Genomic DNA, 15121 nt, shown 5'->3' on the forward strand with positions numbered 1-15121 from the left:
CGCTGCGCTGGCGCGATATCATCCGGATCAGCACGTTCCGGCTTTCGGCCATGCTGGGGGCGGTGTTCGTCGTCGGGCTGATCGCGATGCTGGGCGTCGTCTATGTCGCCACCGCCCGCGACCTGACCGCACGCAGCGATCGGATCCTTCATGCCGCCGCGCAGCGCCTGTTGCAGGTCCCCGCCGACCAGTTGCCCGATCGTATCCGGTACGAGCTGCGGCGCGACCGTGCCGGTTTCAACTATCTGTCGCTGATCGCGGCCGACGGCACCCCGGTCGTCGGCAATATCCGCCTGTCGCGCCCCCTGCCGCCCGGCCTGCCCGTCGATGTCGACGGCGGATCTCGCGGCCCGTTGCGGCTGGTCGCGCTGCGCACCCGCGAGGGGGAGACGCTGCTGGTCGGGCGCGACATCAGCCTGCTGCGTGACCTGCGCCGCACGATCCTGGAAACATTGATCGTCAGCGGCCTGCTGACCCTGTTATGCGTCACGACCGCCGCGATCTGGTTCAGCCGGGCACCGCTCCGCCGGGTCCGGGCGCTGCAACGCGCCAGCCGGGAGATCGCGGCGGGCGACTTCTCTGTCAGGATGCCGATCGCGGGACGGCATGACGAGCTGGACCAGTTCGCGACGACGGTGAATGCGACGGTCGAAGAGGTCGGTCGTGTCGTCGCCCAGGTCAAGGGCGCGACCGATGCCATCGCGCACGACCTGCGCACCCCCCTCACCCGCGTCCGCGCCACGCTGAACGCCTTGCAGCATCGGCCGCAGGACACGGTCGAGGTGACGACGGGCATCCGACAGGCGACTGCCGACCTCGATCTGGTGCTGGAGCGGTTCGCCGCCTTGCTGCGTATTTCCGAGCTGGAGGCGGGGCGGCGCCGTGCCGGGTTCCGCACCGTCGATCTGGGCACCCTCGTCACACAGGTGGCCGATCTCTACGAACCGCTGGCCGAGGATGGCGGCATCACCCTGTCGGTCGCGACGCGATCATGGTCGGTGAATGGCGACGACAAGCTGTTGTTCGAGGCGCTGAGCAACCTGCTCGACAATGCCATCAAGTTCGGCCGCCCCGGCGGTCGCGTCGCGATCGCCCTGGTCGAGGACGCGCAAGGACGCGCGATCGAGGTTCGTGACGACGGCCCCGGCATCGCGGCCGACGAACGTGATGCGGTGCTGCGCCGGTTCCATCGGGGACAGGGCATGCAGGACATTCCGGGCAGCGGCCTGGGCCTCAGCCTGGTCGTGGCGATCCTGCACCTGCATGGCTTCCGCCTCAGCCTGTCGGATGCCGCGCCGGGCCTGTGCGTGCGCATCGCGCTGCCCCGACCGGCGTGAAATTCATTTAAGTCGTCTGCGCCCGCATATGGCGCGATGGAGCCCCCCGTCGACGACGGACTGCGGGTTCCCCAACCCCTCGATCCCCGCGCCGTCGCCGACACCGCCCATCCCTGACGGTCACCGGGACGCCCATGCTTCAGCTCGTCAAGCTCGCCCTCAGCAAACCCTATACCTTCGTCGTCCTCGCGATCCTGATCGTGCTGGGGGGCGGGATCGCGGCGGTCGAGACACCGACCGACATCTTCCCCGACATCCGCATTCCCGTGATCGCGGCGGTATGGACCTATCGCGGCCTGCCGCCGCGCGACATGTCGGGGCGGGTGATCTATTATTACGAGCGGTCGCTGTCCGCGACCGTCGGCGACATCGACCATATCGAAAGCCAGTCGCTGTCGGGCGTGGGCATCGTGAAGATCTTCTTCCGCCCGGGCGTCGATATCCGCACCGCCACCGCGCAGGTGACGTCGGCCTCGCAGACCGTGCTGAAGCAGATGCCGCCGGGCATCACCCCGCCGCTGATCCTGAACTACAACGCCTCGACCGTGCCGATCCTGCAACTTGCGCTTTCGGGCAAGGGCCTGTCCGAACAGAAGATTTACGACCTCGGCCAGAACATGATCCGCCCCGCGCTGGCCTCGGTGCAGGGGGCGGCGATCCCCTCGCCTTATGGCGGCAAGGAGCGCCAGATCCAGATCGACCTCGATCCCGCCGCGCTTCAGGCGCACCGGCTGTCGGCGACCGACGTCGCCAACGCGCTGGCGCAGCAGAACCAGATCGTGCCTGCGGGCACCGCCAAGATCGGCCAGTATGAATATAATCTCCGCCTGAACAACAGTCCCGACGCGATCGACGATCTCAACGACCTGCCGATCAGGACGATCGACGGGACGACCGTGCTGATGCGCGACGTGGCGCATGTCCGCGACGGCTCGCCGCCGCAGCGCAACGAGGTGCGCGTCGATGGCGCACGCTCGGTCCTGATGACGGTACTGAAGAGCGGGTCGGCCTCGACCATCGCGATCGTCGATCAGGTCAAGGCGCTGATGCCCAGGCTGGAGGCGACGCTGCCGCCGGGCCTGAGCGTCAAGCCGCTGTCCGACCAGTCGGTGTTCGTGAAGGCGGCCGTGTCGGGCGTGATGCGCGAAGGCGTGATCGCCGCCGCGCTGACCAGCCTGATGATCCTGCTGTTCCTGGGATCGTGGCGATCGACGGTCATCATCGCCGCCTCGATCCCGCTCGCCATCCTGGCCGCCATCGCCGGGCTGGCGCTCGCCGGGCAGACGCTCAACATCATGACGCTGGGCGGCCTGGCGCTGGCGGTCGGTATCCTGGTCGACGACGCGACCGTCACGATCGAGAATATCAACTGGCACCTGGAGCAGGGCAAGTCGGTGCGCGACGCGATCCTGGACGGCGCGAAGCAGATCGTCGGCCCGGCCTTCGTCTCGCTGCTGTGCATCTGCATCGCCTTCGTACCGATGTTCTTCCTGCCGGGCGTCGCGGGCTTCCTGTTCGCGCCGATGGCGATGGCGGTGGTGTTCGCGATGATCGCCTCGTTCGTCCTGTCGCGCACCTTGGTGCCGACCATGGGCAATTACCTGCTGCGCGATCATGCCAGTTCCCACACCGCCGAGGTGATGGTCAGCCACGACGCGCAGGCCGGACGCCCGGAGAGCCGCAACCCGCTGCGCCGATTCCAGCATGGCTTCGAGCGTCGGTTCGAGGCGGTGCGCCGCTATTACACCGGCCTGCTCGCCTTCGCGCTCGCCCGGCGGCGGCCCTTCGTCATCGGCTTCATGATCGTGGTGCTGATGTCGTTCGCGCTGGTGCCGATGCTCGGCCGCAACTTCTTTCCCGCGGTCGATGCGGGCCAGATCAGCCTGCACGTCCGCGCGCCCGTCGGCACCCGGATCGAGGAGACGGCGGCGCTGTTCGACCATATCGAAAACCGCATCCGCCAGGTCATTCCCGCCGACCAGCTCGACACCATCGTCGACAATATCGGCCTGCCGGTCAGCGGCATCAACCGCGCCTATTCCAACACCGGCGGCGTCGGCCCGCAGGACGGCGACATCCTGGTCACGCTGAAGGAAGACCACCGCCCGACGCCCGATTTCGTCAAGGCGCTGCGCGAACAGCTGCCCCGCGACTTCCCCGGCTCGTCCTTCGCCTTCCTGCCCGCCGATATCGTCAGCCAGATCCTGAACTTCGGTTCGCCCGCCCCCATCGACGTGCAGGTCGCCGGGCCTGACACGAAGGGGAACGAAGCCTATGCCCGGATGCTGGTCGCCCGGCTGTCGAAGGTGCCGGGGCTGGCCGATGTCCGCCTGCAACAGGCGTCCAACTATCCCGAATATGCGGTCGACGTGGACCGCGCCCAGGCGAGCCGCCTGGGGATCACCGAGAATGACGTGACCCGCAGCCTGTCGGTCAATCTCGCGGGCAGCTCTCAGGTCGCGCCGACCTTCTGGCTCAACCCCAAGAACGGCGTGTCCTATCCGATCGTGGTGCAGTCGCCGCAATATCGCGCCAGCACCATCGAGCAGCTCGACAACCTGCCGATCACCGGCAGCGCGCCCGGCAGCTTCCAGACGCTGCAGGCGCTGGGCACGCTGCACCGCGAACCCAGCCCCGCGCTGGTGTCGCATTATGCGGTGCAGCCGGTGTTCGACGTCTATGCGACGCCGCAGGGCCGCGATCTGGGCGCGGTCGCCGCCGACATCAACCGGGTGCTGGCCCAGACCAAGAGCCAGTTGCCCAAGGGCGCGACGGTCGCGATGCGCGGACAGGTGGAGACGATGAACACCGCCTTCACCGGCCTGATCCTCGGCCTCGCGGGTGCGGTCATCCTGATCTACCTGCTGATCGTCGTGAACTTCCAGAGCTGGATCGATCCGCTGGTGATCGTCTCCGCCCTGCCCGCCGCGCTCGCCGGGATCGTGTGGATGCTGTTCGCGACGCATACGCCGCTCAGCGTGCCCGCCCTGACCGGCGCGATCATGTGCATGGGCGTGGCGACCGCGAACAGCGTGCTGGTTGTAAGCTTCGCCCGCGAACGGCTGGCCGCCTGCGGCGATGCGATCCAGGCCGCGATGGAAGCCGGGGCCACCCGCTTCCGCCCGGTCCTGATGACCGCATTGTCGATGATGATCGGCATGGCCCCCATGGCGCTGGGCCTGGGCGAAGGCGGCGAGCAGAATGCGCCGCTCGGCCGTGCCGTGATCGGCGGGCTGCTCTGCGCCACGCTCGCCACGCTCGTCTTCGTTCCCGTCGTCTTCGCCATCGCGCATCGCCGCCAGAAGGCGACCGCGCCCACCCCCCTTATGCCCAACGGAGAAGCCATCCATGCATGACGCCGCCCCGGCCCCCGCTGTGTCGGCCGACACGCCCAGCCCCAAGGGCCTGAAGATCGCAGGTCTTGCCGCCGCCGTGCTGGCGATCGGGACCGTGGGCGTGGGAACCCTGACCCGAGGCCATGACGTCGCGGCGGCGGCCAGCTGGTCCGCCACCAACGCCATCCCGACCGTCCACCTGATCCCCGTCCAGCGTGGCGCGGCGAGCGAAGCGCTGGACCTGCCCGCCACGCTGGAGGCCTGGGAAGCCGCGCGGCTTTTCCCCCGTGTCGGCGGCTATGTGCGCAGCTGGTCGCAGGACATCGGCGCGCATGTCGCGGCCGGACAGGCGCTGGGGGTCATCGACACGCCCGAACTCGACCAGCAGATCGGCCAGGCGCGCGCTGCGCTCGCCAGTGCCGTTGCGCATGAAAAGCTGGCGCGCAGTACGGCGGCGCGCTGGAGCGACCTGCTGACCACCTCCTCGGTGTCCAAGCAGGAGGTCGACGAGAAGAACGGCGATCTCGCGGTCAAGACGGCGGGCGTCGCCGAAGCGCGCGCCGCCCTGTCGCGGCTGGAGGCGATGAAGCGCTATGCCGTGGTCCGGGCACCCTTTGCCGGTGTCGTCACGGCGCGCAATGCCGAGGTCGGCGATCTCGTCGGTCCCGGTGCCGCCGCCCAGGCACCGATGTTCGGCGTCGCCGACACGCATCGGATCAGGGTCTATGTCAACGTCCCGCAGTCGCTGTCGGCCACGATCAAGCCGGGCATGACCGCGACGCTGACCGTCCCCGCCTTTCCGGGCCGCCGCTTCACCGCGACGGTCGCGGGCCTGTCGAGCGCGGTCGATCCCCAGTCCGGCGCGTTCCGGGTCCAGTTGCTCGCCGACAATCCCGACGGCCTGCTGAAACCCGGCGGCTATGCCCAGGCGCGGTTCGATCTGCCCGGACAGCCGGGCGCGGCACAGGTGCCGTCCAGCGCCATCCTGTTCGGCGCGGGCGGGGCTCAGGTCGCCACCGTCGATCCGCGCGGCCATGTCGTGATGCATCAGGTCCATATCGGGCAGGACAATGGCCCGACCGTACAAGTCCTGTCCGGCATCACGCCCGGCGAACAGATCGTCGACAACCCGCCGGACTCGCTGGCGCAGGGCGAACTGGTCCGCGTCGGGCAGAACCATCATGGCTAAGCCCCTGACCCGCTGGCTCGCCGGTGCCGCGCTGGCGCTGCTGGGCGGATGCTCGATGGCCCCCGCCTATCGCCCGCCAGCCCTGCCCGCCCCGGCCGCGTTCAAGGAGATGCCGACCGCCGGGGACGCGGTGTGGAAGCCCGTCGATGCGACCGCCGCCACCGCGCTGCCCGCCGCCTGGTGGACCGGCTTCGGCGATCCGCTGCTCGACCGGCTGGAGGCGCGAATCGACAGCGACAATCCGACGCTGGCGGGGGCGCTGGCCCGCTATGACATGGCCCGCGCCACCCTGGCGGGCGCGCGTTCCGGGCTGTTTCCCCGTGTCGAACTGACACCGGGCGTCCTCCGCAACCGACAGTCGGACGAGCGCCCCTTGCGCGGCGGTTCGCAGCCGGATTTTTACACCGCCGCGACGCTGGGCGGCGACATATCCTATGAGGCCGACCTGTGGGGGCGCGTGCGCAACTCGGTCGCCTCCGGCCGCGCGCTCGCCGAGGCCAGCCGCGACGATATGGCGGCGGTCAAGCTGGCGCTTCAGGGGCAATTGGCGGCCGACTTCGTGCGCCTGCGGGGGCAGGACCAGCAACTGGCGCTGCTCACCCAGACGATCGATGCCCTCGCCAAGGCCGACGCCCTGACCCGCAACCGCTTCCGCGGCGGCATCGCGACGGGCATGGATGTCGGCCGGGCGGGCGCGCTGCTCGGCGAAGCCCGGGCGCAATATGCCGCATTGCAGGCCGATCGCGCCCTGACCGAACATGCGATCGCCAGCCTGGTCGGCCAGCCCGCCTCGGTGTTTTCCATCCCGGAACGCGATACCCCGCTCCACCTGCCGAGCATTCCGGTCGGCGTCCCCTCGACCCTGCTCGCCAAGCGCCCCGATATCGCGGCGGCCGAGCGGCGCATGGCGGCGGCCAATGCGCGGATCGGCGTCGCCAAGGCGGCGTTCTTTCCCCAGATCACGCTGGGCGGCACAGGCGGATTCCAGGGCACGGCGCTGGCCGGGCTGGTCGCGGCCCCGAACATATTCTGGGCGATCGGACCGGGCGCGATCCTCAACCTTTTCGACGGCGGCAAGCGGCGCGCCGATGTCGCCGCCGCGCGGGCGGACTGGGATGCCGCCGCCGCCGACTATCGAGTCCGTGCCCTGGGAGCATTCCAGGACATCGAGGATGCCCTGGCCACGTTGCGTCATCTCGACGAGGCGCAGGCCGCACAGGATCAGGCGGTCCGATCCGCCGCCAGCACCAGTGCCATCGCGCTGGATCGCTATATCAAGGGCGCGGCCACCTATCTGGATGTCGCCACCGCCCAGGAAAGCCTGCTCCGCGACCAGCAAAGCGCCCTGTCGCTGCAGACCCGACGCCTGACCGCCACCGTCGCACTGGCCCGCGCGCTAGGGGGAGGATCATGGTCTGCGCGACCGGCATAGCCTGATCCTCGCCTGCGTCCCGCATCAGAGGGCGGCGTCCGCCAGGCGCCCCCTCAGCTTCAGCATCAGTCCCTCGGGACGGTAATCGGTCGCGGACAATTCCTTGAAATAGGACCGCAGCGACCGTTCGATCAGAACGGAACCGAAGCCTTTGCATCGCGGCGGGGTGACGGGCGGGCCGCCACGCTCCGACCATTGCACGGACAGCCGCGCGTCGTCGTCCACCCCGTCCACCGACCAATGCAGCGTCGCGATACCCGTATCGTTGGAGAGGGCGCCATATTTGGCTGCGTTCGTCGCCAGCTCGTGCAGCGCCAGGGCAAAGGCCATGCTGGCTTCGGGTTGCAGGACGATCGGCGGACCGTCGATGATGATCCGCTCGCCGATGCCGCCATGCGGGGCGAGCGTGCGCTCCGCCAATTCGCGCAGGTCGGCGGATCGCCACGACTTGCCGGTCAGGATGTCCGTCGCGCCGCCCAGCGCGACGAGGCGCGCCGACAGGGCGTTTGCGGCGGTTTGGGTGTCGGGCGAATTGCGCAGCGTCTGCTGCGCGACCGACTGGATGACGGACAGGACGTTCTTCAGGCGATGGGCCAGTTCGCCGTTGAGGTATCGCATATCCTCCTCGGCCTGCTTGCGCTCGCGAATGTCACGGGTGACCGTCCCGTATCCGACCATTTCGCCGCTCGCATCGGTAATGGGGAAAACCGAATAGAGCATCGGGATCAGTTCGCCGGTCCCGAAATGCCGGAAGAGCACGTCACCCGACCAGCTTCCCCGCTCCGCAACGGCCGGAAGAGCGTCCTGCATCACGATTTCCAGGGCGTCGGGCAGGAAGAAATCGGCGATCGAAAGCGATGTATAGTCCACATCCTCCAGTCCGACGATGCTGCGGGCAGCGTCGTTCATGAAGAATATGCGCCCGTCGAGATGGGCCATCGCCACGAAGTCGGTGCTGTTCTCCACCAGCCGGACGAAGCGGTCGCGCTCTTCCTCGCTCTCACGCAGATCGGTGATGTCGCGCGAGACCGACAGGATACGGTCCCAACGCCCATCGGCGTCGAATATGGGGCTGACCGCCACGTGCCACCATTTCCAGTTGCCCTTCATGGTGCTGGCGCGCCCGATGAAGCTGGAGGACTGGCCCGCCCGCGCGGCCTCAAGGGCAGCCCTGGCCTCCCGATGGCCGTCGCCCGTCCAGAAATCCGGCCACGGACAGCCAAGGATGGCGTTGAAGTCGCTGACCTCCATCACCCGCTGTCCGCCATCGCTCATGAAGGCCAGCTTGCCATCGAGATCGAGGACCTTGATGCAATCGGTCGAACTGGCGAGGACGCTGCCGGTGAAGGATTCGCGTTCCCGCAGATTCTCGAACGCCCTGTCCCGATCGCGAAGGGCGCGAACCCGCTCGGTACTGTCCGAACAGATGTTCAACAGTCCCGCGATTCGCCCGCTTTCATCATGAACCGGCGAATAGGCGAAATTCCACCAGCTTTGCTCGTCGATGCCGTGCCGGGTCATGGTGATCGGCTGGTCACGAATGGCGACACGCTCGCCGGCAAAGGCGCGGTCGATCAACGGGTGGAGCACGTCCCATCGCTCGCGCCATGTCCCGGCCGCCGACAGCCCCAGGGCCTCGGGGTGACGGCCGCCCAAAATCCGAGCATATTCATCATTGTAGATCTGGATCCGATCAGCCCCCCAGATCAGGCACATCGCCTGACCGGCGTGGAGCATGATGTCGACAGCGGTGCAAAGACTTTGCGGCCAGTCCGCCAAGGCGCCGACCGATGTCGCGGCCCAGTCATGGGCACGCACCCGCTCCATCATCATGGGGCCATGCCCGGGCGGTCCGCCGTCGTCCTTGCCAAAGTCCATTTGTCTTCCGCCCCCGGCTGTTGATCAGAAAGCCGTCATGCGCTTGCTGCCACCCTGTCGGGCAATGGCCTAACCCAAGCCAGGCCAGAGATAAAGCAACCCGTCTGACCGGATGGACATGCCAATGCCTTCGCGGGATTCGGCGGTGACGTGCCGATCGGTCAACACCGTCGAAGGTGGAGGGCGGGGACAGCGTGATCAGGGCGCCCTGCTGCTGCCAGAAAAATATCAGCTATGCCGGTGTTAGCCAGCCGCCCTTGAACCCGGCGCGTTCCAGCCCGGCGCGGATATAGGGGTTCTTCTGCATCGTCTTCCAGATCAGGCCGCTGCGCCAGTTTTCGATCATGCACGCGATCGGCCCCTGGTCGATGCCGAGGAAGTCGTCCGCGACCCAGCCGATATAGGGCACCACCTTGCCATGCTGCAGCTTGACGTCGGTCAGGGTCAGCGTCGGATTGAAGCTGTCGCGAAAGCCGTAGCGGTCGTAGATCGCGGTGCCATAGGTGGAATACATCGCACGCGCGGCGGGCAGCACGATCTCGGGCGCGAAGGCCACCGAGCCCAGCGCGGCGGTGGCTGCGATCGTGCCGTCGTCGCGGTCGCCGGGGCCGCGCGCCGAATAGGAGAAGAATTCGCGCTTGCGCCCGTTGATCTCGCGCACGAAATCCCCCGGCCCGTCGCACGCGGTCAGCCCCCAGACATTCTCGCCATAGCCGCGCCAGCCCGCCGGATTGTTGATTGCATAGCGGCGCTGCGCATAGGTCGCGCGGCGGCTATTCTCGAAATAATCGAAACCGCGCCGTTTGGAATAGGTGTCCATCAGCCCGCGAAAGTCGATCCACACCTGACTGTACTGATGCCCGAACAACGGCGGGAAGGCGGTGAAGGGATTGTCGTATTTCTCGTCCCAGGACGGGTCGAACTTGGCGGTCCATGCGTCCCATGTCGTCGGCGGCAGCGCATGGGTCGGCGAGCCCAGCGCCAGGACGTAGAGGATCAGGCTTTCGTTATAGATGTTCCAGTCGGAGCCGATGAAGCCGCTTTCGGGATGCCAGCCCATCGAGACGAAAGGCTTGCGCGGCGAGATCCAGTCCCATTCGACCGCGCGGTAGAGCTGGTCGGCGAGCGCACGGATTTCCCGCTCGGCCGGGTCCGCCTCGTCGTCGAACCAGCTCTGCGCGAACAGGACGCCGCCCAGCAGCAGCGCGGTGTCGATCGTCGACAGCTCGGTCCTGGCGAAGCGATGTCCCTTGGTGACGCCGAGGAAGTGGTAGAAAAAGCCCTTATAGCCGGTCATCCCCTCCTTGTCCGGCCCCTGCGGTGCGTTCGCGAAGAAGCGCAGCGTGGCCAGCGTGCGCTGCGCGGCGGCGGCCCGCGTGATCCAGCCGCGCGTCGCCGCGATCGGATAGGTGGTCAGCGCAAAGCCGACCGCCGCGATCGAGGCGAAGCTGGGGGTCGGCCAGCGATCGGGGGCCAGCCCGGTCACCTGATCGGTGGTGTTCCAGAAATAGCTGACGGTCCGACGCTGGATATCGTCCATCAGCGGGTCGCTGGCGCTCGCCGGGGTGCTGCCGAGCCTTGGCAACTCTCCGGGGAAGGCCAGCAGCGGCGCCCGCTTCGGCGCGAGCGGCCCGGCGGTGCAACCGGCCAGCCACCCCGTCCCGCCCAGCGCCGTGGCGCGCAGGATATCGCGTCGATCGAACGTCATGCGGTTATTCTCGATTCTGTACCGTCACCCCGACATCGGCCGGGGTGACGGTGGAGGACGCATCAGAAGTTGAAGCCTGCCGACAGCTTCACCGTGCGCGGCGGATTGCCGCCGATGCTGTAGGTCGACCTTTCCCGGTAGATGCTTGGCGAGCCCAGGGTCCGCGTCGTGTCGCTCGGGTCGTTGTTGTAATCAACATAGTTGCGGTCGTTCATCGCGTTGATGATGTCGACGCGGAAGCGGATGCGCGTCGCGTCGCTGATGAACTTCAGCGGCACATATTTGGTGAACGCCAGGTCGAGCTGGCGACGGCCCCAGCGATCGCCCAGCCCGAACACTTCCGAACCCACCAACGTCCGCTGATACGGCGTCGCCGTGTCGAGCAGCGCACGCTGGAAGGTCGGGCTCTCGATCTGGAACTTCGCCGACATCGTCACACCCAGCGGCGTGTCGACGCTGCCCGCCACCACGAAGCGGTGCCGCGGAACCACGCCCGAGCGCAGCATCGGGTAATCCGAGGCCTTGGGGAAATCGAGCAGGAAGTAGGAGGACTGGTCGTTGTTCGGCCGGTTATCGACGGCCGCGGTGAAGGTATAGGTGGCGTCGATGCTCCAGGGCGAGGCGGCCGAATAGGCCTTGGTCAGCTTGGCATAGGCCGAGTCCGCCCGCGTCTCCAGCCCGTTGTCGCCCAGGATGATCGCGCCGTACCCGCTGGGCGCGAAGCTGGTGTTCGGCGCCTGCGGCGCGCCCGTGGTCGGCGACGGCGCGAAGAACGACCCGTCGGGGCGGCGCGTGCCGAGCAGATAGACGAACCCGTCCTTGCTGACGATCCGCGTATAGCCGACCTCCAGCTCGACCGGGTTGAACCGCCCGCGAACGCCCAGGCTGAACTGGTCCGAATACGGAACCTTCAGGTCGTTGTTGATGAAGCGGAACTCGCGCCCGCCCGGACCGCCATTGCCGATCAGCTGCTGGCGACCCGCATCGGTCAGGTAGATCGGGTTCCAGGGAATGCAGTTGGGTCCCGGCGTACACGGATTGATCGTGTCGGCGCCCTGGAACAGGAACTCGCGACGCTGGAAGCGGCCGTTCGACAGTTCCTGCTGCAGGAAGTCGAACTGGTTGCGGTCGTACGACCGGCCATAGCCGCCGAACACCGCGAACCGGCCCTGTTCGTCCAGGCGATAGGTGAAGCCGACGCGCGGCTGCCATGCGCCCTTGAACGCCTTCCGGTTGCTGCCGGTCGAGATATAGTCGCTGATCCTGTAATCGGCGTTGACCAGGTTCGGATAGTTGGCAGGCGACACCGCGTTGACGTTCTCGGCGGAGGTCACGTAGTTCAGGAACGCCGGGGTCCGCTCATAATCCCAGCGCAGGCCGATATTCAGCGTCAGCCGGTCGGTCACGTCCCAATCGTCCTGTGCATAGAGGCCGAGCTGGAAGTTCTTCGAGCGGATACGCGGATCGCCGAGACTCCCGTTCGCACCGAATTGCAGGCTGTAGGGAATCTGGTCGTTGAACCCGCTCGCCGACGGCAGGGTGGTGTCATAGAGATAGAGCGGGTTGATGAGGTTCTGCTCCAGCGAGTTGAGCGTCACCCATTTCGCCTTCGCGCCAACCTTGAACGTGTGGTTCTCGACGCCGGTCCAGGTGAAATCGTCCTGCACGGTCCAGCCCTTCTGCCCCTTGTCCTGGAAGCCCAGCCCGGCGCCGGTGCGGAACAGGTCGAAGGTCGACACGCTGCTGCCGTTGCGCGTCGTGGTGCGGAACTGCTGCCCGATGCCGTTCTCGGCGGGCTGGGGCGACCATGCGACATCCTCATAGGAGACGCGGACGTCGTTGATCCACGAGTCCTCGCTATGCTGCCAGCGCAGCATCCCGCGCTTCTCGTTCACCTTGCTCAGGGTGCGTGTGGAGAAGGCGGCATTGCCGTTGCCGATCTGCACGCCGGTCTCGTTGCGATACTTGCCGGTCAGCTCGACCAGGTCCTTGTCGGTCGGCTCGAGATCGATCTTGCCGAAATACAGGTCCTGGCGGAAGCTCGAATTGAACGAGCCGAAGATGTCGCGATACTGGGCGGGCAGGCTGGACACCGCCACGCCGTTGGTCGGCAGGATGTCGATCGGCACCTGCCGCCGCTTGCCCTCATAGCTGACGAAGAAATGCGCGACGTCCTTGACGATCGGACCACCCAGCGCGACGCCGAACTGCTTGTCCTCCGACGGGATCTTGGCGATCTTGTTCGGATAGATTTCGGTCGGGCGACGGTCGCGCAGCTTCTGGTTGGTGAAGTCGAAAAAGCCCTCGCCGTGGAATTCGTTGGTGCCCGACTTGGTGCCCGCGATGATCGCGACCGAGCTGACCTGATCCAGCTCCGCCTTGTAGTTGGACGACAGCACCTGATACTCGCCGATCGCGAGCTGCGGGAACGGGTTGCCGGGCGAGCTGTCCTGGCCGGTCAGGCCACCGCGCAGGACGTAATCCTTCTGGCTGACGCCGTCGATGAACACGTTGACCGAGTTCGACCCTTGCGCGCCGCCCTGGATGCGCGAGCTGCCGTCCGAGCTTTCGATGAAGCGCACGCCGGGAGCCAGATCGGCGAAGGCCAGGAAGTTGCGGCTGTTCTGCGGCAACTGCTCGATCAGTCGCGGCGTGATGTTGATGCCCACCTGTCCGCCGGACAGCGAGCGGATGCGGCTGCCGGTGACGATGATGTCGCCCTGCTGCGCCTCGGCGGGGGGCGGTGCGGTCTCACCGGCGGTGTTGTCGCCCGGTGCAGGCTGGGCCGGTGCCGGGGCGGTGGTCAGGTCGAGGTCGAGCCCGGCATTCTGCCCGACACGCAGGGTGAACTGATCGGAATTGCGCGTGCCCTTCTGAAGGCGGATTTCCAGCCGATAGGCACCGGCCCGCAGTGACGGGAAATTATAGCTGCCGTCCGCGCCGGGCACGACCGTGCGGCGGAAGCCGGTATCGACCTCGACCAGCGTCACGCCCTGCAACGGATTGTCGGGCGCGGTGCGGATCACGCCGCGCAGCGCCGCCTGCCCGGCCTGCGCCATAGCGGGCGCGCTCCACATCGTCGCGGTGCCCAGCCCCGCCAGCATCGTCGCCCCGGCGAGCGCCAGCCTGAAAGCGTTCCGTGTCATAACCTATCCCCTGTCCGTTTCTCTTGTTGTCTCACGCACCATCAGATGCGGGACGATGACCTCGTCCGCCCCGGTGGATGCCTCTCCCGAAGATGCTTCGCGCGCGCCCGCGATCTGCGCGGCCAGCTGCGCCACGGCACGCGCACCCATCGCCGCGATGTCGATCGCGACGCTGGTCAACGCCGGGCTTACCAGCCGTGCCAAGGGAATGTCGTCGAACCCGGCGACCGCCACCTGTTCCGGCACGGCGACACCGTGGCGCTTCAGCGCCACCAGCGCGCCGATCGCCATCATGTCGTTGGCCGCGAAGATCGCGTCCGCCGCCAGCGTTCCCGCCGCGACGCGCTCGCCGACCATGGTGCCGCTGGCCTCCAGAAAGTCGCCCTCGATCACGCTCAGGGTCGCACCTGCCTCGGCGGCGGCGGCCTCAGCGCCTGCGCGTCGCTCCTGCGCGTCGAGATTGCCTGCCGGGCCGGAGATATGGACGATCCGCTTCGCCCCGCCCGCCGCCAGATGCGCGACGGCGGCGGCGGCGCCGGCGCGATTGTCGATCCGCATGTTCAGACTGCCGACCTGCGGCGCGCAGGCCAGGAATACGGCCGCCAGCCCGCGCGGCATATACCGGGCAAGGACATCGGGGTCGAGTTCCGGGGCCATCACCACCAGGCCGTCGACCTGCCCGCGCAACGCCGCCAGCGTGTCGAGCCCGCGCCCGTCATGGAGCACGGTCAGCAACAGTCCCAGTCGGCGCGCGCTCGCCTCGCGGTCCATGCCGCGCAGCAATTCGGAGAAGAATTCGCCGTGCAGGTCGGGCAGCACCACGCCGATCGCGCCGGTCCGCGCCATACTCAGGCTGCGTGCTCCGGCATGGGGGACATAACCCAGTTGCGCCGCCGCTTCCTCGACACGGCGACGCATCTCGGCGCGGACATGGTCACGCCCGTTGAACACCCGCGACACCGACGCGACCGAAACGCCCGCCACCCGCGCGACGTCATGGATCGTCGCATGGGCACCGCGCATCGCCGGAGTGGCGGCCGGGGCAGAATCGGGTCGGGCAGGCGGCATGGCCAGCGAAAGCATCCTCTCTGTGTCG

The 15121-nt window shown here is 67.5% G+C and carries 8 protein-coding genes; 4 read left to right on the forward strand and 4 right to left on the reverse strand.

The window, feature by feature from the left end; genetic code table 11:
* The first annotated feature begins 50 nt into the window (after positions 1-50).
* From SP5_RS14670 to SP5_RS14685, 4 genes are all read left to right on the forward strand, one after another.
* Positions 51-1337, forward strand: coding sequence for a sensor histidine kinase (locus SP5_RS14670; protein ID WP_083748098.1), 1287 nt, complete (start codon positions 51-53; stop codon positions 1335-1337).
* A 134-nt stretch (positions 1338-1471) separates the two neighbouring features.
* A complete protein-coding gene (locus SP5_RS14675) occupies positions 1472-4693 on the forward strand; it encodes an efflux RND transporter permease subunit (RefSeq protein WP_042490129.1) in 3222 nt (1073 codons plus the stop codon).
* Entirely contained in the window at positions 4686-5861 is a 1176-nt protein-coding gene (locus tag SP5_RS14680) for an efflux RND transporter periplasmic adaptor subunit (protein WP_042490131.1), read from the forward strand. The genes SP5_RS14675 and SP5_RS14680 overlap by 8 nt, the downstream gene beginning before the upstream one ends.
* On the forward strand, positions 5854-7293 hold the full coding sequence (locus tag SP5_RS14685; protein ID WP_042490133.1) for an efflux transporter outer membrane subunit: 1440 nt from the start codon (positions 5854-5856) through the stop codon (positions 7291-7293). The genes SP5_RS14680 and SP5_RS14685 overlap by 8 nt, the downstream gene beginning before the upstream one ends.
* A 24-nt stretch (positions 7294-7317) precedes the next feature.
* On the opposite strand, the gene SP5_RS14690 is transcribed toward SP5_RS14685, so the two are convergent.
* The 4 genes from SP5_RS14690 to SP5_RS14705 form a co-directional block, all read right to left on the reverse strand.
* Positions 7318-9171: a PAS domain-containing sensor histidine kinase gene (locus tag SP5_RS14690; protein WP_042490135.1), complete on the reverse strand. Its 1854-nt coding sequence runs from the start codon at positions 9169-9171 to the stop codon at positions 7318-7320.
* A 232-nt stretch (positions 9172-9403) separates the two neighbouring features.
* Positions 9404-10879: a glucoamylase family protein gene (locus SP5_RS14695; protein WP_042490137.1), complete on the reverse strand. Its 1476-nt coding sequence runs from the start codon at positions 10877-10879 to the stop codon at positions 9404-9406.
* Between the two features lie 62 nt (positions 10880-10941).
* Entirely contained in the window at positions 10942-14025 is a 3084-nt protein-coding gene (locus SP5_RS14700) for a TonB-dependent receptor (protein WP_245613507.1), read from the reverse strand.
* 3 nt (positions 14026-14028) lie between these two features.
* Positions 14029-15108, reverse strand: a complete 1080-nt coding sequence (locus SP5_RS14705) for a LacI family DNA-binding transcriptional regulator (protein ID WP_245613508.1) — start codon at positions 15106-15108, stop codon at positions 14029-14031.
* Between the last annotated feature and the right edge of the window lie 13 nt (positions 15109-15121).

This window comes from Sphingomonas parapaucimobilis NBRC 15100, from assembly GCF_000787715.1.
In the GTDB taxonomy this organism is placed as follows: domain Bacteria; phylum Pseudomonadota; class Alphaproteobacteria; order Sphingomonadales; family Sphingomonadaceae; genus Sphingomonas; species Sphingomonas parapaucimobilis.

What these genes read in the sequence shown, in the direction of transcription:
- SP5_RS14670 (WP_083748098.1), top strand. Translation starts at nt 51, where the DNA reads ATGCTGGGGGCGGTGTTCGTCGTCGGGCTGATCGCGATGCTGGGCGTC.
- SP5_RS14675 (WP_042490129.1), top strand. Translation starts at nt 1,472, where the DNA reads ATGCTTCAGCTCGTCAAGCTCGCCCTCAGCAAACCCTATACCTTCGTC.
- SP5_RS14680 (WP_042490131.1), top strand. Translation starts at nt 4,686, where the DNA reads ATGCATGACGCCGCCCCGGCCCCCGCTGTGTCGGCCGACACGCCCAGC.
- SP5_RS14685 (WP_042490133.1), top strand. Translation starts at nt 5,854, where the DNA reads ATGGCTAAGCCCCTGACCCGCTGGCTCGCCGGTGCCGCGCTGGCGCTG.
- SP5_RS14690 (WP_042490135.1), bottom strand. Translation starts at nt 9,171, where the DNA reads ATGGACTTTGGCAAGGACGACGGCGGACCGCCCGGGCATGGCCCCATG.
- SP5_RS14695 (WP_042490137.1), bottom strand. Translation starts at nt 10,879, where the DNA reads ATGACGTTCGATCGACGCGATATCCTGCGCGCCACGGCGCTGGGCGGG.
- SP5_RS14700 (WP_245613507.1), bottom strand. Translation starts at nt 14,025, where the DNA reads ATGACACGGAACGCTTTCAGGCTGGCGCTCGCCGGGGCGACGATGCTG.
- SP5_RS14705 (WP_245613508.1), bottom strand. Translation starts at nt 15,108, where the DNA reads ATGCTTTCGCTGGCCATGCCGCCTGCCCGACCCGATTCTGCCCCGGCC.